We start from the raw sequence: 20,482 nt of genomic DNA on the forward strand, positions 1-20,482 counted from the left end.
GGACCCCCTCGGACGTCGGCCATGAGCGTGCGATGTACGCCTACCAGGTAAGGGTACAACACACGCCTACGAGGGTCGGCCGACCACGCGCCACGAGGGGCAACCCGACAGTGTCGCGGTGAACGGCGGTCACCGGTACCTACGGCAAGCCCTACCTCGCCGGACATCGGAAATGCGAGGCTTCGTTGGTTCGGCCGTGCACCGCATACGGTGCCGCCTTTCCTGCGGGGCGCAGCGGCCGGACCTTTCCCTGCCTTGTGAGGAGCAATCGGATGAAGCACAGAACCCTGGGTGCGGCGGTCGCCATCGCGGCCCTCGCCTGGGTGACCACGGCAGCGACTCCCGCCCTGGCGAACCAGGAGCAGCCGGGCGGAACGTCGACCGTGACGGCCCTCGCGCCGCCCAACATCGATGTGGCGGCCGTGCAGGGCCACCTGGCCCAGTTCCAGTCCTTCGCCAACAGCGGCGGCGGCAACCGCCGCGCGGGCGGTAGCGGGTACACCCAGTCGGTCGCCTACGTGAAGGCCAAGCTCCAGGCCGCCGGCTACACCGTCGTCGAGCAGCGGTGCACGAGCTGCACCTACGTGTCGAACAACCTGATCGCGGACTGGCCGGGCGGCGACGCCAACCAGACCATCATGTTCGGCGCGCACCTGGACGGCGTCTCGGCGGGTCCGGGCATCAACGACAACGCCTCGGGCTCGGGTGCCCTGCTGGAGAACGCTCTCCAGCTCGCGGCGCGGAAGCCGACGATGACCAAGCACGTCCGGTTCGCCTGGTGGACCGACGAGGAGCAGGGCCTGAACGGGTCCAGGTTCTACGTCAACCAGCTACCCGCCGCGCAGAGGTCGGCCATCAAGGCCTACTACAACTTCGACATGGTGGCCTCGCGCAACGCCGGCTACTTCATCAACAACATCAACACGGCCGCCGCCGCGCCGCTCAGGGAGTACTGGAACTCGCTGAACCTGCAACCCGAGGAGAACACCGAGGGCGCGGGCCGTTCGGACGACGCCTCCTTCCAGCGGGCGGGCATCCCGTCCTCCGGCTACGCCACCGGCGCGTCGTACCGCAAGACCAGCGCGCAGGCCGCGAAGTGGGGCGGGACGTCGGGCGGCGCCTACGACGCCTGCTACCACAGCTCGTGCGACACGACGAGCAACATCAACGCGACCGCGCTGGACCGCGCGTCGGACGGCATCGCGTACACGATCTGGAAGCAGGCCGTCAGCGACGCGCCGGTGAACGACTTCTCGCTGTCGCTGAGCCCGACCTCGGGTTCGGTCGCGGTGGGCGGCACCGGCACGTTCACGGTCAACACCCAGACCACGTCGGGCGCGGCGCAGAGCGTCGCGCTGACCGCGACCGGCCAGCCCGGCGGCGTGTCGGTGGCGTTCAGCCCGGCCACCGTGCAGTCCGGCGCGTCGTCCACCGCCACGGTGTCGGTCGGGTCGTCGGTGTCGAACGGCACGTACCCGATCACGGTGCGGGGCACCGGCTCGGTGGCCAAGACGGCGACGTACAACCTGACCGTCACCGGTGGCGGCGGCAACGACTTCTCGCTGTCGCTCAACCCGGCGTCGGGCACGGTCGCGGTCGGCAACTCCGGCACGTTCACGGTGAACACCGCGACCACGGCCGGTTCGCCGCAGAACGTCGCGCTGTCGGCCACCGGCCTGCCCAGTGGGGTCACCGTGTCGTTCGACCCGTCGACCGTGCAGTCCGGTTCGTCGTCCACGGCGACGGTGTCGGTCGGTTCTTCGGCCGTCAACGGCACGTACACGATCACCGTGGTCGGCACAGGCGCGTCGGCCCGCACGGCGACGTACAGCCTGACCGTCACCGGCGGCGGCGGTCCGGGCGGCTGTGACGGCGTCCCGGCGTGGAGTGACACGGCTTCCTACGTGCCGGACGACATGGTTTCGCACGCCGGCCACAAGTGGAAGTCCACGTGGTACTCGGCCGGCGCGGAGCCCGGCGCGCCCGGCTCGTGGGCCGTCTGGCAGGACCAGGGCGCCTGCTGACCCACCTGTGTGAGTCCTGAACGCCGAGAGGCGGTTGTCGGCTTGCCGCGCCGACAACCGCCTTCGTTCGTCCACAGTGGACATATGGCGTGCGTCTCCACGAATGACCCGCATTTTTGCGGATATTCAGCCTGAAGACGCCACCCTGACGCCCGTCGGCGCGCGTGGGACCATGCGTGGGAACGCGGACGCGAGGGGGTGCGGGTGGAACAGGAAGGGCAGTCGGTCTCCAACCACATCGGTGGGGTCGTCGGCCCCAGTGTCCAGGCCGGCCTGATCCAGGGTGGCGTCCACATCCACGTGGCCGCGAGACCGGACCTGCCGGTCGAGGCGGCGCAGCCCGTCGCCGAGGGGTGGCCGGCGTGTCCCACGCTGCCGCCGGTCATCCAGTCGCTGATGCACGCCCAGGTGCGGGCGGCGCACGAGTTGCCGTACCGGCTGCCGGGGTCGCGTCGACCGTCACTCGCGACCGTGTACGTGCGGCAGGACCTCAGCACCGGCACCGAGGAGCCGCGCTCCGAGGCGTCCCGGCCGACACCGATCCTGGACGGGCACGGGCAACTGGTCGAAGTGCCCCGTGCGCCGGTCGTGCGGGTGGCGGTGCGCCCGCCGGCCCGCACCGTGCGGACGGCGTTGGACGGTGACGAGCACCTGCTGGTGACCGGGGGCGCGGGGCAGGGCAAGTCGACGCTGTCGCTGCGCCTGGCCGCCGACATCGCGGCCCGGTGGTGCGGCGAGGGGCAGGACGAGCCGCTCGCCGAGCCGGTCGTGCCGCTCCGGCTCACCGCGCGCGAGCTGGCCGCCCGCCTGGAACTGCCGTTCTCCCAGGCGCTCGCGGACAGCGCGCACGCCGAGTACGGCGCCCTGCTGCGCGGCCCGGTGACCGCCGAGGCGCTCGGCGACCGGATCGCCGGCTGCCGGTGGCTGCTGCTGGTGGACGCGCTGGACGAGGTGGCGGACGCGGCCGACCGGGACCGCCTGGTGACCGTGCTCGCCGCGTGGGCGGCGGAGCCCTCCGGGTCGCCGTACCGGGTCGTGGTGACCACCCGGCCGATCGAGGGCGCGGCGCTGGCTCCGCTGCAACGCATCGGCGCGGCCCGTTACGAGTTGCAGCCGTTCGACGAGGAGGCGCTGCGCTCGTTCGCCGAGAACTGGTTCGCCGAGGAGGGCGCCGAGGTCGCGCGCCGGTTCGTGCGGCAGATCCGGGAGGCGCACCTGGACGAACTGGTCCGCGTCCCGCTGCTTGCGACCATCGCGGCCATCATCTTCCAGCAGCGGGGCGACCGGCCGCTGCCGGACAACCAGTACGAGCTGTACGAGGCCTACCTGGCGTTCCTCCGCTCGGCCCGCACCCCGACCGCGCCGTTCGAGGACCACCGCACCCTCCTGCTGGAACACCTCGGGCGCATCCGCCTGGAGACCGACACGTCCCTGGTCGAGGCAGCCCGCGACTGGGTCCGCCGGCACGTGCCGGTGGAATGCCTGTCCCCCGACTGGCCGGAGGCCCTGACCGCGTTCCTGGTCTCGGTGGGCCCGCTGGTGATCCGCTCGGACGATTTGCGCTTCCTGCACCACAGCTTCGCCGAGCACCTGGCCGCCACCTCGATGGCCCGCGACCTCCCCGACCACTTCGCCCCGGACCACGACGAGTTCGCCCGCACGCTCTACGCCGCGCGGCCCAAGGAACGCGGCCAGTACGCCAGGTCCGTGCTGCTGCACTACACCCGTCTGCGTCCCGCCGAAGCTGATCCGCTGATCCGGTTCCTGCACGGCGGCGACGCCGAACAGCACCTGCTGGCCGCCCGCTTGCTGGCTAAACGAGCCCCCGCGGGCAAGGCCGCTGTGGACGACTTCCTCACCACGGTGTGGGGCTGGGCCATGACCACCCAGTACCCCGGCGGTGCCGTCCTCGCCCAAGCGTGTCGCGCCACCCACCACCCCGGCCTGGCCGCGTGGCTGACCGCGCTGATGCGCGCCGACACGGCGCCGGCGGATTCCCGGATCGAGGCCGCGTCGGCGTTGGCGACCCGGTTGCGCGGCGACCACACCCGGGAGGCGGTCGTCTTCCTGACCACGCTGGTGGACGACCCGAACGCCTCGGTGGCCGAGCGCTGCGCCGCCGCCGAGGCGTTGGCCGACTGCGGGCCGGAGCAGCGCGACCCCGCGGAACGCGGTCTGCGCGCGGTGCTGGCGAACCCGCTGGCGTCGGGCTTCACCTGCCGCACCGCCGCCGTGGCGCTGGCCGCCTTCGGCCCCGACGCCCGCGAGTTCGCCGTGGCATCGCTGTCCGCGCGGCTGGCGGACGACGGCACCGCCACGCGCCACCTCGTCGAGATGGCGACAGGTCTGATCGAGATCGGTGTCGAGTTCCACGCGGCGGGCGCCGAAGCCCTCCACGCCATCCTGTGTGATCCCGTCCTCAGCATGACCGGCCGACGGGACGCCGCGCTGGGGCTCGCGTCACTGGGCCCCGACCACGGCGCCGCCGCCGTCGCGGCGCTGACCACGCTGATCAGCGACCGGCGCCGAGAAAGGGTCGACCGCGCCGCCGCGGCGCTGGTGCTGGGTGAACTGGGGCCGCAACACCGCGCCTCGGCGGGCGACCACCTCATCACGCTGGTGGACGAGCCTGGCCTGGCCCCGCACGAGAAATGGCAGTGCGCGGAGCGGCTCGCCGATCTCGGTGGACGTTTCCGAGACCTCGCCGCTACGCGGCTACGCGCGCAGATCACCGACCCCGGGACGATCACCAACTACTCGCTGTGGGCGGCCAAGTCACTCGCCGGCCTGGGGCCCGAGCACTTCGCGGAAGCCGCAGCGGCGATGTGGCGGGTGTGCACCGACGCGTTGACGCGGCCGGCCGACCGGCTGACGGCGCTTGGTTTCCTGATGGACCTCGGCGACCCGCACCGGACCACTGCCGTCGGCAAGCTGCGCGACCTGGCGGCCGAACAGGGAGCCGACCCGGAAGTGCGCTGCCAGGCCGCCAACCGGCTGATCCGGTCCGGGCCCGAGTTCCACGCCGAAGTGAGTCGGACCTTGCTCGGGATCGCCACCACCCACACCGACACCAGGGTTGTCCTGATGGCGTGGCGGGAACTGCTCTACCTCGGTCGGGAATCCCCGAGCCGGGCGCTGGAAGTCTTTCTCGGAGCAACGCGGATGGACGACCCAGGTGAAGTGGGGCTGTTCGACGGAGCGTTCACGTTCGCCTCCACCGACACCGGCGACTTCCGTGTCGCGGAAGCACTGCTGTCGGTGCTCGGGGACGCATCCAGGAGTTACCGGTCACGGATGTCGGCGGCCGGCAGCCTCATACCCTTGGCAGGACTGTTCCACTCCGCCACGGTGACCGCGATGTGCACACTCCTCCGCGCCGCCACTGTTCCGGGCTTCGACTTCCCCTACGTGGCAAGGGTCTTCAGGGACGTGGGAAAGGGGCTCCGGGCTGAGTTGGCGCAGGCGCTGCACGAGGTGGTGGCCGACGGCCGGGCGAACGCCCACCGCACGTGGAAGGCGTTGCGGGCGCTCGACATCCTCGGCGCCGGCTCGGGAGCCGAGTTCGTCGCGGCACTGCGGTCACTGGTGGCCGACCGGTCCGTGGACCCGACCACCCGCCACGCCGCCGCCGTGATGCTGGCCCGGACTGCCCCCGACCACCTCGCGGAGGCGATCGCGGCGGTGTTCGACCCGAACGAGGTGTGGTTGGGGTCGAGCTGGCAAGACCACGTCTTCGGACTGGCCGGGTGTGGTGTCGACGTGGTGCTCCCGCTGCGTCGGCTCCTCGCGGACGCGGACACACCTCGTTCCATCCGCGAGGTTGCCGCTTCGGCGTTGCACGAGCTGGTCCGAGACGGCGACGCTCTCGCTGAAGTCCGCCGCCAGGCCGCTGACGAGCACTTGACGATCGACACGCGGGGCGAGGTCATCTGGAACCTGGTGGAACTCGACCGGAGCACGGCGGATGATGCGATCGCATACTGCCGGTCCGTGCTGGAAGACGAGCATGAATCCGTCGAGAATCGTTGTGCGGCAGCGGCTCTGGTCACCCGCCTCGACCGGAACCACGAACCCGGTACGGCCGCTTTCCTGCGGCACATCGCCGAGAGCCCACACGCCACCGCCCGCGCACGTGCGACCGCCGTCGGCTGCCTGACCGAAATCAACCTCTCGCACCTGGACCAGTGGCCCAGCCTGGCCGCAGCCGCGGCGCGCCACCCCGCCACCCCTCGCTGGACACGCAGGCGGCTGATCAACGCTCTGCCGCGTAGATCGCGCACCGAGGTCGAACGCGACCTGCTGGCTGATCGCACGGTGCCGCTCGACCAGCGGCTGCCCGAGGCGGACATCTGGGACGACCTGCCGCTCGCGGCCGAGGCGGAAGCCGAGATCCGCGATGTGCTCGCCGGGCCCGAAACTCGCGCGAAGGACCGGGTCACCGCGGCTTCCGCGCTCGCGGAGCTGTCGGTGCGGCTCGTCCCGGAAGCCGCACGCCTGCTCGAACGGATGGCCGGCGAACCCACTACCGAGCGGAAGGCGCGGCGGGCCTTGGCGAAGCTCGGCTCGACGTGGTGGGAGCGGGTGCTGTCCGAGGCGCAATCACGGGCACTTGACGAGGCGCGACCGCTTCCCGAGCGCCGTCGAGCGATCCGACTCGTACTTGATCTCACCCTTACACCGCCCGAGTCGGTGGTGCGCCTCGTACGCGAGTGGGAAGCCGACTCGCGGATCTCGGACCTCCGCCGCGTCGAACTCCGGTTCGCGCTCAGGCGGTTCGACGGGCTGAACCCCGTGCGAACCTTGCGCGACGATGAGCGGAGGACTGCGGCAACCCGGTCGCTCGCGGCGGCCAAGCTGGTGGGCTACCAGGCCGAGGACCGTGCCGCGGCGGCTCGGGTGCTGCACGCGGTCGCCGCTGATCCGGCGGTTCGGCCGGCGATGCGCAGGCGGGCGGCCGAGACGTTGGCCGGGTTGGGCAAGCCGGGACGCGAGCGTGCGGCGGAGGCGTTGCGCGCGATGGTGGTCGACACCGCGCTGTCCGCCTTGGCGCGGGCACAGGGTGCCGCTCAGCTCATCGGTATCGCGCCTGCTTGCCGACGTGAGGTGATGGCGGTGCTGCGCGGCCTGGTGACGACACCGGACCAGTTGCACAGCAGGTACGTGTGGCGGGCGATCGGGGTGGTCGAGCCTACGGAGGCGGCCTTGGAGCTGCTGGCGATGGCGTGTGACGGAAGGCTTTCGGCGGTGCAGCGGGTCCGGTGCGCCGAGGCCGCCGTGGAGTTGCGGTCCGACTTCCGGGAACGGGCGGCGATGGCGGTGCGTGTGGTGGCGCGGGACGAGGCGGTGGCTCGCCACGTCCGGCGACGGGCCGCCTGCGGTCTCGCCCGCTGGAGCGCGTTGGGCCGGGAGGAGGCACGGGACCTGATCCGGGCGTTGGCCGCCCGGGTGTGACTCGACCGGGTGCGTGGATGCCCACCCCCTGGTCGGGCATCCACGCATTCCCCCTGATCGGGAAAACGCGCCGTGGACTGCGATTCACGTGCGTTCCCCCGCATTGCTGAGCGACAGTTTTTCCTGTTGTCGCGCAACGCGACAGCGACAATCTCTACAGTCGACCCCCACACTTCCGTTGTGGGGGAAGGACGAATGGACATCTCCTTCGGCGCTCTGCTGCGACGGCACCGGAAAGCGGCGGGACTGACGCAGGAGGCGCTGGCCGAGCGCGCCGGGCTGAGCGGGCAGGCGGTCGGCGCGTTGGAGCGCGGCGACCGGCGGTTCCCGTACCGGGACACGGTGGACCGGCTCGCCGAAGCCCTGCGGCTGACCGACGCGCACCGGGCGGAGCTGGTCGCGGCGGCTGCCCGGCGGCCGGGGCCGCGGGGCGGGTCGGCCGAACAGCCGCCACGGCAGTTCCCGCCGCCGGTGGCGCACTTCACCGGACGTGCCGCCGAGGTGGACGCGATCGTGCGGCTGCTGGACCGTTCGTCCACGGTCGTCGTGTCGGCGATCGCGGGCATGGGAGGTGTCGGCAAGACGGCGTTGGCGACCCACGTCGGGCACCGGGTCGCCGACCGGTTCCCGGACGGCCTGCTGCACGTCGACCTGGGCGGCGGCGGCACTCCCCTGCCCGTCCGCGAGGCGTTGGCGCGGTTGCTGCGCTCGGTCGGCGTCGTCGCCGACGAGGTCCCGGCGGACTCGGCGGAGGCCTCGGCGCGGTTCCGCTCCGGTCTGGCCGGGCGGCGGGTGTTGCTGCTGCTGGACGACGCGGCGGACGCCGACCAGGTCCGGCCGCTGCTGCCGGGCAGTCCCGGCTGCGCCGCGATCGTCACCAGCCGGCACGCGCTGGACACCCTGCCCCAGGCCCACCACGTGCGGCTGGACGTGCTCACCGAGCAGGAGGCCCTGAGCCTGCTGGCCGCGTCCGTCGGCGCCGAGCGCGTCGACGCGGAGCGTGCCGCGGCGGCCGAGGCGGTCCGGCTCTGCGGCAAGCTGCCGCTGGCGGTGCACCTGGTCGGCGCGCGGCTGGCCGCCCGTCCCGAGTGGCCGATCGCGCACCTCGCGGGCAAGCTCGCCGACCGGCACCGGCTGGACGAGTTGGAACGCGGGGACCTCGGGGTGCGGGCGAGTTTCGCGGTGTCGGTCGACCAGCTCGAACGGTCGGACGCGACGGCGTTCGCGCTGCTCGGCCTGCCCGACGCGCCGGACATTTCGCTGCCGGTCGCGGCCCGCCTGCTCGACCTGCCCGAACGGGACGCGGAACGCCTGCTGGAACGGCTGGCCGACGCCCACCTGCTGGACGCCGCCGAGCCCGGCCGGTACCGGATGCACGACCTGCTGCGGGACTACGCGCGGGAACGTGCCGCCGCGATCCCCGAAGCCGATCGCGTGCGGGCGCTCACCCGGGCCGTCGACCTGTTCGTGGCGGCGGCGTGGCGCAGTCTGGCGCTGGTGACCACCGGCGGGGTCCGGCAGGCGTGGGGCGACCCGGCGTGGGCGGAGGGCGGTCCGGACTTCGCCGACTCGGCCGAGGCGTTCGGGTGGCTGGACGACCACCGCCACCACCTGGTCGGCGTCACGCGCACGCCGGGTGTGCCGCCGGAGCGGTTGCTGCGGCTCGCGCCCGGCCTGTTCGGGTTCTACCTGAGCCGGGGCCACTGGCTGGACTGGTCGCTGCTGAGCCGGGCGGCGCTGGACGTGGCCGGGGACGACCGGGTGGCGCGGGCGATCGTGCGGCAGGACCTCGGGTTGGCGCTGGTCGACCTGGCGCGGGCGTGGTCCGGTGATCCGCGGGAGGCGTTCGGGCAGCTCGCCGGGAGCCTCGCGGAGTTCCGGGCGCTGGGCCACGACCGGGGCGCGGCGGGCTGCCTGATCAACACCGCGCAGGCGCTGGAGATGTTCGGGCGGCTGGAGGAGGCGATCGCGAAGGGCGAGGAGAGCTTCGCCCTCCATCGCAGGCTGGGCGACAACCCCGCCGGCGAGGCCTCCGCGCACGAGTACCTGGGCAGCCTCTACGACCGCACCGGGCAGACCGCGAAGAGCTTGCGCCACTACCGGATCTGCCTGCGCCTCAACGAGGACGCCGGGCACGAGCGCGGCAGCGCCTCCGTGCTCCGGCGCATCGGCGTCGCCCACCGCCGGGCGGGCCGGCGTGGTGCGGCGCTGAACGCGCTGCACCGCGCGGAGGCGCTGTCCCGGCGGCTCGGCGACCACGTCGGCGAGGTGGCGTGCCTGGAGGAACTGGGCAAGCTGCACCTCGACGGGCACGACTACGCCGAGGCCGTGCGGGTGCTGCGGGACGGCGCGGCCCTGGCCGAGCGGTCCGGCGACCGACGCCGGCAAGAGAGCATCCGGGAGTGCCTGGACGCCGCGCTGTCCGGCGCGGAACGGCTCCGCTGAAGCCGGACGGGCGCTCAGGGGGTCGGGCGGTCGTGGCCTCGGGTCCACGAGTCGAGGGCGATGAGGGTCTTGGTGCCGGTCACCTGGTGGTGGCGGCGGATCTCGTCGATGGTGCGCTGGAGGTGCGCCATGTCGCGCACGCGGAGCCAGACGAGGGCGTCCGGGTCGCCGGCGATGGTGAAGACCGCCTGCGCCTCGCGCATCCGGGTGGTCGTGTTGAGGATGTCCGCGACCTTCGTGGTGCCGGCGAACCGCAGCTCCGTGAACGCCTCGATGCCCCAGCCGAGCTTGGCGTGGTCGATCTGCACGGTGAAGCCGGTGATCACGCCGATCTGCTGGAGGCGGTCGATGCGGCGCTTCACCGCCGCCGTCGACAGGGTGACGCGGCCCGCGATGTCGGACAGGGTCCGGCGGGCGTCCTCGCGGAGCAGGGCGAGGATCTCGTGGTCGATGTCGTCCACCAGGTCTTCCGGCACGGGCCCAGCGTAGTCGGCGCGCAAAAGATCCGCCCTCTTCGAGGGAAGATCGACCGATCTTTGCGTCGAGTCGGCGGAAACAGGGCACGATGTTGCAACTGCGATCCGTTCCGTGTGGTGTGACCTGCACCGCAGTGGCGTCTAGTGGAGGAGTCGGCGTGGAGGCGTTCACGTTGGAGGACCGCTATCTCCGGGAGGACGGCGTCGTCCACCTCACCGGGGTTCAGGCGCTGGTGCGGATGCTGTTCGACCGCGTCCGGCACGACCGGGACACCGGTCTCGACACCGCCGTGTTCGTGTCCGGGTACGAAGGCTCGCCGCTGGCGGGCTACGACCTGGAGCTGGCGCGCCGGACCACGTTGCTGGACAAGCACAACGTGGTGCACCGGCCCGGTCTGAACGAGGAGCTGGCCGCCACCTCGGTGATGGGCAGCCAGCTCACCGGCTCGCTGCCCGGCCGGCGCTACGACGGCGTCACCGGCGTCTGGTACGGCAAGGCCCCTGGGCTGGACCGCGCCACCGACGCGCTGCGCCACGCCAACCTCGCGGGCTCGGACCCGCGAGGTGGCGCGGTCCTGCTGGTCGGTGACGACCCGAACGCGAAGTCGTCCACGGTGCCGTGCGCCTCGGAGTTGGCGTTGGCGGACCTGGCGGTGCCGATCTTCTTCCCGTCCGACGCGCAGGACCTGCTGGACTTCGGCCTGCACGCGGTCGAGCTGTCGCGGGCCGCCGGGGTGTGGTCGTCGCTGAAGGTGGTGGCGAACGTCGCCGACGCGTCGAGCACCGCGACCGTGCGCCGGGAGTGGGTCGCGCCGACGCTGCCCGAGGGCGCGTACCGGCACCAGCCGACGTCGCGGTTGCTGGGCACCGAACTCGCCGCGCTGGAGCGCAGCCTCTACCACGTGCGGCTGCCGCTGGCGCTGGAGTACGTGCGCGCGTCGGGCGTGAACCGGATCGTGCGGCGGACGTCCTCCGACCGGATCGGGATCGTCACCTCCGGGAAGTCCTATTTGGACGTCCGGCAGGCGCTGCGCGATCTCGGCCTGGACGACGGAGCCTTGGCGCGGCACGGCATCCGGGTGCTCAAGCTCGGTGTGATCCACCCGGTCGAGCCGGGCATCGTGCGGGAGTTCGCCGACGGGCTGGACCGGATCGTGGTCGTGGAGGAGAAGCGGTCGTTCGTGGAGGCCGCCGTCAAGGACCTGCTCTACGGCACGGCGGACGCGCCCGCCGTGCACGGCAAGACCGGGCCGGACGGGCGTGCCCTGTTCGGCGAGGTCGGCGAACTCGACCCGGACCGCGTCGCGACCGGGCTCGCGCGGCTGCTGGCCCCGCTGGGCATCGGGTCGGTGGAGGCGTGGCGGCGGCGCGGCCGGCGGGAGCGCATCGCGCTGCCGTTGCTGGCCCGCACGCCCTACTTCTGCTCCGGCTGTCCGCACAACTCGTCCACCAAGGTGCCGGCGGGCACGCTGGTCGGCGGCGGCATCGGCTGCCACACCATGGCGTTGTTCATGGAGCCCGAGCAGGTCGGCTCCGTGGTCGGCGTGACCCAGATGGGCGGCGAGGGCGCGCAGTGGATCGGCATGTCGCCGTTCGTGGAGACGCCGCACTTCACCCAGAACATCGGCGACGGCACGTTCACCCACTCCGGCAGCCTCGCGGTGCGGGCGGCCGTCGCGGCGGGCGTGAACGTCACCTACAAGCTGCTCTACAACTCGGCGGTCGCGATGACCGGCGGCCAGGACGCGGTCGGCGGGCTGCCGGTGGAGCGGATCGCCGCGCTGCTGCTGCTCGAAGGCGTGGCCAAGGTCGTGGTCACCAGTGACGCCCCGCGCAAGCTGCGCCGCCGGTCGTTCCCGGCCGGGGTGGCGGTGCGGGAGCGGTCGGAGTTGATGCGGACGCAGGAGGAGCTGGCCGCGATTCCCGGTGTCACCGTGCTGATCCACGACCAGGAGTGCGCGGCGGAGAAGCGCCGCAAGCGCCGCCGCGGCAAGCAGGAGACGCCCGCGACGCGGGTCGTGGTCAACGAGCGGGTGTGCGAGGGGTGCGGCGACTGCGGCACCAAGTCGAACTGCCTGTCCGTGCAGCCGGTGGCCACGGAGTTCGGCCGCAAGACCGCGATCCACCAGTCGTCGTGCAACGTCGACTACTCGTGCCTGGACGGCGACTGCCCGTCGTTCCTGACGGTCGTGCCCGGCGGGAGCAGGCCGCGCCGGGAGGCGGTCGAGCTGGCGTCCGACGCGGCGCCGGAGCCGGCATCCGTATCAGGGCCCGACTTCACCGTGCGGATCACCGGCATCGGCGGCACGGGCGTGGTGACGGTCGGGCAGATCCTGGCGACGGCGGCGGTGCTGGCCGGGCGGCACGTGCGCACGCTCGACCAGACCGGGCTGGCGCAGAAGGGCGGCGCGGTGGTGTCGGACCTGAAGGTCAGCGAGGTCCCGACGGATCAGGCGCCCAAGCTCGCCGCCGGGGAGTGCGATCTGTACCTGGCGTGCGACGCGCTGGTCGGCGCGGACCCCACCCACCTCGCGGCGGCCGATCCGGCGCGGACCACGGCCGTCGTGTCCACCACGGAGGTGCCGACCGGTCGGATGGTGATCGACACGTCCGTGTCGTTCCCGGCCGCCGGTCGGGTGCGCTCGGCACTGGAGGCCGCTGCCGCGCGGACCGTCGCGTTGGACGCCCGTGCGGTGGCGGAGGAGCTGTTCGGGGACGGGCAGTTCGCCAACATCCTCCAGCTCGGGGCCGCCTACCAGACGGGGGCGCTGCCGCTGCCCGCGTCGGCGGTGGAACGGGCGATCGAGCTGAACGGGGTCGCGGTGGCGAAGAACATCCAGGCCTTCCGCCACGGCCGGGTGCTGGTCGCCGAGCCCTTGTCCCCGCCCGCTGATGCCGAGCTGTCCTCGACTGCTGCCGGATCGGCCGCGGTGGGATCGCCGGCTCCGACCGGCTCGGCCGCCGGGGTGTCGGGATCGGCCGGGGTGGTTCCGGATCCCGCTGTCGCGCGGGTGCGGGGGTTGGTGCGGGCCGAGGTTGGTTCGGAGCTGGCCCGGGTGCTGGACATCCGGGTGCCGGACCTGGTGGCGTACCAGGACGAGCGGTACGCCCGCGCCTACGCCGAGTTCGTCGAGCAGGTCCGCGTGCTGGAGAACGGCCCGACAGTGGTGACCGAGGAAGTCGCCCGGAACCTGTACAAGCTGATGGCCTACAAGGACGAGTACGAGGTCGCCCGGCTGTCCCTCGACCCCGCCCTGACCGAGCGGATCAAGGCCGAGTTCGGTGACGCCGCCCGGTTCGCCTACCGGCTGCACCCGCCCGTGCTGCGGGCGTTGGGCATGCGGAAGAAGGTCGCGCTCGGGCCGTGGTTCCGGCCGGTGTTCCGGGTGTTGCGGGCGTTGCGCCGGGTGCGCGGCACGCGGCTGGACGTCTTCGGCTACGCCGAGGTGCGGCGGGTCGAGCGCGAGTTGGTCGCCGAGTACCGGGCCGCGATCACGACCGCGTTGCGGGTGTCCGATGTGGACCGTTCGGCGGTCGCCGAACTCGCCGCGCTGCCGGACGTGGTGCGCGGGTACGAGGAGATCAAGCTGGCGAACGTCCGCCGGTACCGGGAGCGGCAGGCGGAGATCCTGGCGCGGCTGACGGAGGTGGCCGTGCCGTCCGCGCCCTGACCCCGCTACAGCACTCGGTACCAGCCATTCGGGTGAATTGAGTAACCCCCTCGGACGGATGGGCGACCTCCAGGTACACGACCCGCGCACGACCCTGCGGGAGCGGAGGAACTCATGAGTGTGCTGCCCAAGGAACTCCGGCTCGCCCTGTGCATGCGTGGCGGCGTCAGCCTCGCGGTCTGGATGGGGGGCGCGTGTCGGGAGATCGCCACGTTGCGGTCCGCGCTCGCCGGCCCCTCGACCGCCGACGACTGCGACGCCGCCCAGCGCAAGGTCTACCGGTTCCTGCTGGAGCGGTCCGGCTACGACCGGGTGACCGTCGACATCCTCACCGGCACCAGCGCGGGCGGGTTGAACGGGGTGCTGTTCGCCAGCCACCTGATGTACGGGATGCCGTTCGACAGCCGGATCCGGGACATCTGGCTGCGGTTGGGCGATCTCGAAGGCCTGACCCGCAAGCCGGACGAGCGGACGCCGCCGTCGCTGCTCGAAGGGTGCGGGTTCCACGACAAGGTGCACGAGCAGCTCCACCGGCTGGTGGGCGAGTCGGAGCCGGTCGCGCCGCCGGCGATGCTGCGGCTCATCCTCACCGCGACCCGGCTGAACCCGCGCAACGAGTACCTGCGCACCTCGCTGGGCACGTCGATGCTGGTCAACTGGTCCCGCGCGCACCTGGTGTTCCGCCACCACGGCGACGGCGCGGCGGACGCGATGTTCACCGACTTCACCCTGGACGACCGGGACCGCACGCTGTACCGGCTCGCCTACGCGGCGCGGACGACGTCCTCGTTCCCGGCGGCGTTCGAGCCCGCCGAGGTCGAGGTGGTCAAGTCCGGCAGCGGCGACAAGCGGAACTTCCACGGGCTGATCAGCGAGACGTGCGCGCCCGACGGCAGCAGCGGCCGGGTGCAGTTGATGGACGGCGGGGTGCTGGACAACGTGCCGCTGGCGTGGGCCATCAGGGCGATCGCGGGCGCGGCGGCGAACCAGTCCGTCGACCGCTGGCTGCTCTACCTCGAACCGGTGCCGCCGTCGCCGCCGAAGCCGGAGGCCGACGGCGCCCGTTCGCTGGCCCGGCTGGTCGGCGTGATCCGGGCGTTGTTGCGGGCCAAGGCGAACAGCGAGTCGCTGCTGGAGGACGCCACCGAGCTGCGCGAGGCGTGGACCAACGCGCAGCGCCTGCACGGTGCGACCGGCGGCATCCCCGGCGACCCGGCGTTCGCGGACCTGCCCGACCCGAGCGGACACGACCGGAAGCGGTACGCCGAGGCGGTGGCCTGCGTGGAGGCGGACCGGCTGGCCCGCCTGATCGAGGACCCGATCTCGCTGGTCGGCCCCGATCCGCTGCCCATCCCGGACACCAGCGCGTTCGCGGGCGCGGAGCGGTGGCCGCTGCTGGAGGAGCTGCGCGGCGCGGTCGACACCGACCTGGCCCAGGCCGGGACGTCGTTCCGGTCACCGCTGGCGGGCGCGCGTGCGGTCGCGTTGGCGCTGGACTGGGTGCACGCCGTCGAGAAGGCCTCGGACGAGCCGCCGGAGGCGCTCCGGGACGCGCGGGAGTCCTTGTACCGGGCCAGGTTCGCCTGCGAGGTGTTGTTGGCGGCCCGGGACCGGCTGCTGCTGCGGGTCGGGAGTCCGGGCAGCCGGGTGGACGACTGGGTGACCGAGGCCGATCAGCGGCTGGACCGGTTCGTGCGGGACGCGGGCGGGCTCGGGGACTGCGGTGTCGGGATGCTCGGGCAGGTGGCGCGGCGGGCCGTGCACGAGGAGCTGGGCGCTCTCCCGGCCGACGCGGCGGAGCCGTTCTCGAACGCCGTGCTGGACCACGTCGCCGGGACCTGTGCCGTGCTGCGGGACGAGTTGGCGGAGCGGGCGGCCGTGCCGGGCTTCCGGGCGCTGGCCGGCGCGACCGACGAGGCAGGCATGCGGAAGGTGCTGGACTACGCGGAACTCGTGCTCGGCCCGTTGCGGCCGGACCCGCTGGCCGAGCCGACGCACATCCGGCTGCACACGATCAACGCCGCCGCGCACAGCCCGTTGGAGGGCCTGCTGTTCGGGGCCGCGCCCGAGCCCGAGGACCGGGTGGACCGCAAGCTGAGCGGCAACACGCTGATGAACTTCGCGAGCTTCCTGTCGTCGCGGTGGCGGCTCAACGACTGGACGTGGGGTCGGATGGACGCCGCGTCGTCACTGGTCGACGTCGTGGCGCGGCCCGAGCGCGCCGAGGCCGACGGCGCCGGCCTGCTGACCCGGCTGGTCGACCTGCACACCGACCTGGTGGCCGACCACCCGGACCTGGCGGAGCTGATCGGCCCGTTCCCGAGGGACGTCGACGCGGACAACGTGGCGCGGAAGGCCCCGGAGCTGCTGAAGACCTGGTTGCACTGGAACATCCTCCGGCAGGAGATCCCGCTGCTGAAGGCGCTCGACGAGGCCGGCCACAACCGCGACCTGCCGCCCGCGCCGAAGGTGATGGAGCAGGCGGCGCAGCACACCGCGGCCGAGCACGCCGTGCTGGCCGAGGTGGGCGCGGAGTCCGTGCGGGACCTGCTGACCAGGTCTTCGCTGCGGCGCGCGGCGATGCGGCTCGGGCTGGTGGCGTGGCGGGCGGTGCAGCCGGCGGGAGACGGCCTGGCGCGGCTGGTCCGGGGGCTGTTCGCGGTGGCGAAACCCGTTGTGCTGCCGCCGGTCCTGGTCGGTTTCCTGGCTCCGGTGGCGAGCATGGCCGCCGCCGCGCTGTGCTGGATCGCGGTCACCGTGGCCACCGACGACGGCTTCAGCCGGCCCGCGCACGTGCTGGTGGCGCTCGGCTCGGGCGTCGCGGTGGGGTGCGCGGTGTGGCGGTGGTGGCCGCACCGGCGGAGTCCGTGGGCGACCGTGCGGGCGGTGCTGGTCGGTGTGGTCACGGTGGCCGCCGTGGTGGCGGGTGTCGTGGGGTGGCTGGGGTTCGTGCCCGAGGGGGTGCGGGAGTTCCGGTCGGTGTTCGTGGGGCTGCTGACCGGGTTCGCCGTGCTGACGTCGTTGTGGAGCGTCGCCGGGTTCGGGCTGGCCGGCGGGGGCAGCCGGTGGCGGCGGGTGTTCCTGATCGGGTCGCTGCCCGCGCTGCTCGCGGCGGTGCTGACCTTCGGCTTCCAGTGGGTCGCCGACCCGCTGGGCCCGTGGCCCGCGATGCTGGTCGTGTACCTGGCGCTGGCTCTGGAGACCTCTCTGCTCACCAAGCGGTTCCCGGACGCGCCCACCGTGCCCGGCCCGGTTCCGGCGGGTGGTGGTCGGGTCGACCGGATCGCGGAGCCCGAGCGGGACGTCCCGGTCGGCGAGCGGGCCACGGCCGAGGCCTGAGCGCCGGGACCGACCGCGTGGGCCGGGTCGGCCGCGTGGGCCGGGTCGGCCGCGTGGGCGGGGTCGGCCGCGCAGGCGGGGTCGGCCGCGTGGGCGGGGTCAGCCGTGCAGGCAGGGTCAGCCGCGCAGGCAGGGTCAGCCGGTCAGCGGGATGGTGAACTTCGGGGCCGCTCCCCCGGTGCTCGACACCGTTGTCGTCGCCTCGACCGGCGTGCCGGACGAGCCGTGCGTGATGCGGTGCACGATGAGGACCGGCGCGTCGGCCGGGATGTTGAGGGTGTCCGCCTCGGAGCGGCTGGGCAGGCGGGCGTCGAGCTGCACGGTCGCCACGATCGGGTCCAGGCCCGCGTTGCGCAGCAACGGGGTCAGGTCCGGCTGCGGGGTGTCGTTGCGGTCCGAGATGTCGTGGCCGGTGTGCTGCTCGATGGTGGTCGCGACGACTCGGGGCAGCCACTGCTGGTCGATGCTGGTGACCCGCGCGCCGGTGTGGTGGTGGCGGATGCGGTGCACCACCAGGCTGCCGGTGGCCAGCCCGAAGCGGCCCGCGATGTCCGGGCCGGCCGCGGCCCAGCCGCTGAGCACGACCTTCGGGTAGGTCGCGCCGTCGGGCAGGATGCGCGGCAGGTGCTGGTCCGGCGGGGTGGTGGTGCCGCAGACGAGGGTGCCCAGGCCCTGCTTGGAGGTCGCCACGCCTTGCGCGACGAGGACCGCGACGGCGGCGCGGGCGGTGCCGCGGGCCACGCCGAAGCGGTTCATCAGCTCGTGCAGCGTGGGCAGCGCGCTGCCCACCGGGTATTCGCCGCGGTCGATCGCCCCGATCAGGTGATCGGCGATGAGTCGGTACTTCACGTCTTCCACCGTGGCCTCCCCCGAGCCGTGTCTCACCGCAGGGACGTGAGCTGGGCGCACTTAGTAACGAACCGTTCGATACTTTGCTATGGTCTGGACCACTTGTCAAGGCTTTGGCTCTGCTAGCGTGCGCGGCACGTAGGTGAAAGCGAGGCTGGGGTGTCATCCGGATCAGCGGCCAGCGGGCCCCACGTGCTGCGGCGGATCAACGCCACCGCCGTGCTCAACGCGCTGCGCGACGCCACCGGCCACACCGCCACCGTCTCCGACCTGGTGGTGGCGACCGGCCTGTCCCGCCCGGCCGTGACGCGTGCGCTGACCACCCTCGCCGAGGCCGGCATCGCCGAGTTCGCGGGCACCACCGAGCACCAGATCGGCCGCCCCGCCCAACGCGCGCGCTTCCGCGCCGAACTGGGCCACGTGGCGGGCATCGACATCGGCCCGCACAAGGTCCTGGTGATGGTGGCCGACCTGGCGGGCACGGTGCTCGCCGAACGCCGCGTCGCCACCCCGCCCCGCCCCACCGGATCGCACCTGGTGACGCTGCTGCGCGCCACCCTCGCCGAGGTCGCCGCCGAGGCCGACGTGACGCCCACCGACCTGTGGTCCGCAGCGGTGGGCACGCCCGGCATCGTGGACCACGAGCGCGGCGAGGTCGTGCTGGCCCCGAGCATCCCCGGTTGGAGCAGCCTGCCGGTGATCGCCGACCTGCGGGACTGGCTCGGCTGCCCGGTCGGGATCGAGAACGACGTCAACCTCGCCGTGGTCGCCGAGCGGTGGCGTGGCGAGGCGGGCGCCAACCTCCTGTTCGTGCAGTGGGGCGAGCGCATCGGCACCGGCATGGTGATCGACGACAAGCCGTACCGGGGCGCGTCGTCGGCGGCCGGCGAGCTGGGGTTCATCGACCTGGTGACCGACCTGGACGACGAGCCGAAGCCGCCCACCGACGGGCTGGGCGCGTTCGAGCGGCTGGTCGGCGCGGGCGAGATCCTGCGGCTGGGCGTGCAGCGCTGCGAGAGCCCGCTGCGCGACCGGCTCGCGACGTCCGACGACATCGCGCCGCTGTTCGACGCGGCCGTGGCGGGCGACCCGGCGGCGTTGTCCGTGGTGGACACCATCGCGACCAGGTTCGCCCGCGGTCTGGCCGTGCAGCTACTGATCATGGACCCGCAGCGGGTCGTGGTCGGCGGCGGCGTGTCCCGCGCCGGCGACGTGCTGTTCGACGCCGTGCGCAAACGCTTGGGCCGCATGCTGTTGGTGCCGATCGACCTGCGCGTGTCGGCGCTGGGCACCGGCAACGTCGCGCTCGGCGCCGTGCGCATGGCCCTGGACCAGGTCGAGGAACGCCTCACCGCGCTGCTGTGACCAGGCGGTGCCCGGCAGACGGGTGAACGTGGACGCGCGCGATACCCGGCGGGCACCCGGCTTGGCACGCTCGACGTCTCCGCGGGGGACGACGAGACGGCCAGGGAGTCGCATGGCGCACGGGACGTGGCGGTCCGGCAGCCTGATGTCCACGCTGTCGCCGGCGGCCGAGCACGACCTGCTGACGGCCGGCGTGTCCGTGCGGCACCCGCCCGGCAAGGTCCTGCTCCGTGAAGGCGAGCGGTCCTCGCACGTGTCGCTGCTGCTCAGCGGGTACGTGAAGGTGACGGCGGGCAATTCCGACGGCGGGGTGGCGCTGCTGGCGATCCGGGGTCGGGGCGACCTGATCGGCGAGTTGGCCGCACTGGACGGGCAGCCCCGGTCGGCGACCGCCGTCGCGGCCGACACGGTCCGGGCGCGCGTGCTGTCCAGCGCGGCGTTCCACGAGTTCCTGCTGCGCCACCCCGGGGCGGCCGAGGCGGTCAGCCGCAGCGTGGCGGCGAAGCTGCGGTGGTCCACGCAGCGCCGCATCGACTTCACCGGCTGCCCGGTGCGGACCAGGGTGGTGCGGGTGCTGCTGGAGTTGGCCGCCGACCACGGCGAGCCGACCGCGCACGGCATCGGCATCGGTTTCCCGCTGACCCAGCCGGAGCTGGCGGCGCTGGTCGGCGCGGCCGAGCCGACCGTCCACAAGGTACTGGCGGACCTGCGCAGACGCGGTCTGGCGGACACCGGGTACCGGTCGGTGACGATTTTGGACCAGGGGTCGATGCGGGCGCTGGTGGAACCGCACTCGGGCCGACCCCGTATTTAGACGGGGTACCGCGGCCGGCCTGGCACCACGATGCGGAATCGCCACACC

Annotated in this window: 9 protein-coding genes; 7 read left to right on the forward strand and 2 right to left on the reverse strand. The window is 73.0% G+C overall.

The genetic code is table 11. The features are described from left to right. The first annotated feature begins 272 nt into the window (after positions 1 to 272). From ACQPZF_RS27670 to ACQPZF_RS27680, 3 genes are all read left to right on the forward strand, one after another. A complete protein-coding gene (locus ACQPZF_RS27670; protein WP_433261748.1) occupies positions 273 to 2,024 on the forward strand; it encodes a M28 family peptidase in 1,752 nt (583 codons plus the stop codon). Positions 2,025 to 2,228: 204 nt separating this feature from the next. Further along, the gene (locus ACQPZF_RS27675) at positions 2,229 to 7,475 is read left to right on the forward strand and encodes an NACHT domain-containing protein (protein ID WP_433261750.1); all 5,247 of its coding nucleotides are present in this window, start codon (positions 2,229 to 2,231) and stop codon (positions 7,473 to 7,475) included. Between the two features lie 180 nt (positions 7,476 to 7,655). Next, positions 7,656 to 9,920 carry an ATP-binding protein gene (locus ACQPZF_RS27680; protein ID WP_433261752.1) on the forward strand — a complete coding sequence of 755 codons (2,265 nt, stop codon included), beginning with the start codon at positions 7,656 to 7,658 and terminating at the stop codon, positions 9,918 to 9,920. A 14-nt stretch (positions 9,921 to 9,934) separates the two neighbouring features. On the opposite strand, the gene ACQPZF_RS27685 is transcribed toward ACQPZF_RS27680, so the two are convergent. Beyond that, positions 9,935 to 10,396 carry an Lrp/AsnC family transcriptional regulator gene (locus ACQPZF_RS27685; protein ID WP_433261754.1) on the reverse strand — a complete coding sequence of 154 codons (462 nt, stop codon included), beginning with the start codon at positions 10,394 to 10,396 and terminating at the stop codon, positions 9,935 to 9,937. A 158-nt stretch (positions 10,397 to 10,554) separates the two neighbouring features. On the opposite strand from ACQPZF_RS27685, the gene ACQPZF_RS27690 reads away from it, so the two are divergent. Together ACQPZF_RS27690 and ACQPZF_RS27695 are read left to right on the forward strand one after the other, a co-directional pair. Beyond that, a complete protein-coding gene (locus tag ACQPZF_RS27690; RefSeq protein ID WP_433261756.1) occupies positions 10,555 to 14,067 on the forward strand; it encodes an indolepyruvate ferredoxin oxidoreductase family protein in 3,513 nt (1,170 codons plus the stop codon). Between the two features lie 114 nt (positions 14,068 to 14,181). Next, a complete protein-coding gene (locus ACQPZF_RS27695) occupies positions 14,182 to 17,406 on the forward strand; it encodes a DUF3376 domain-containing protein (protein WP_433261758.1) in 3,225 nt (1,074 codons plus the stop codon). A gap of 135 nt (positions 17,407 to 17,541) precedes the next feature. On the opposite strand, the gene ACQPZF_RS27700 is transcribed toward ACQPZF_RS27695, so the two are convergent. Then, positions 17,542 to 18,255: a GntR family transcriptional regulator gene (locus ACQPZF_RS27700; RefSeq protein WP_433261760.1), complete on the reverse strand. Its 714-nt coding sequence runs from the start codon at positions 18,253 to 18,255 to the stop codon at positions 17,542 to 17,544. A 159-nt stretch (positions 18,256 to 18,414) separates the two neighbouring features. Here ACQPZF_RS27700 and ACQPZF_RS27705 point away from each other — a divergent pair, with 159 nt between their 5' ends. Both ACQPZF_RS27705 and ACQPZF_RS27710 read left to right on the forward strand, forming a co-directional pair. Next, the gene (locus ACQPZF_RS27705) at positions 18,415 to 19,620 is read left to right on the forward strand and encodes an ROK family transcriptional regulator (protein ID WP_433261762.1); all 1,206 of its coding nucleotides are present in this window, start codon (positions 18,415 to 18,417) and stop codon (positions 19,618 to 19,620) included. 112 nt (positions 19,621 to 19,732) lie between these two features. Then, a complete protein-coding gene (locus tag ACQPZF_RS27710; RefSeq protein ID WP_433261764.1) occupies positions 19,733 to 20,434 on the forward strand; it encodes a Crp/Fnr family transcriptional regulator in 702 nt (233 codons plus the stop codon). Positions 20,435 to 20,482: the final 48 nt, after the last annotated feature.

It is taken from the genome of Actinosynnema sp. CS-041913 (genome assembly GCF_050942485.1).
Taxonomy (GTDB): domain Bacteria; phylum Actinomycetota; class Actinomycetes; order Mycobacteriales; family Pseudonocardiaceae; genus Actinosynnema.

Excerpts from the sequence above, each read along its gene's own strand:
- ACQPZF_RS27670 (WP_433261748.1), top strand. The coding sequence starts at position 273 with ATGAAGCACAGAACCCTGGGTGCGGCGGTCGCCATCGCGGCCCTCGCC.
- ACQPZF_RS27695 (WP_433261758.1), top strand. The coding sequence starts at position 14,182 with ATGAGTGTGCTGCCCAAGGAACTCCGGCTCGCCCTGTGCATGCGTGGC.
- ACQPZF_RS27710 (WP_433261764.1), top strand. The coding sequence starts at position 19,733 with ATGGCGCACGGGACGTGGCGGTCCGGCAGCCTGATGTCCACGCTGTCG.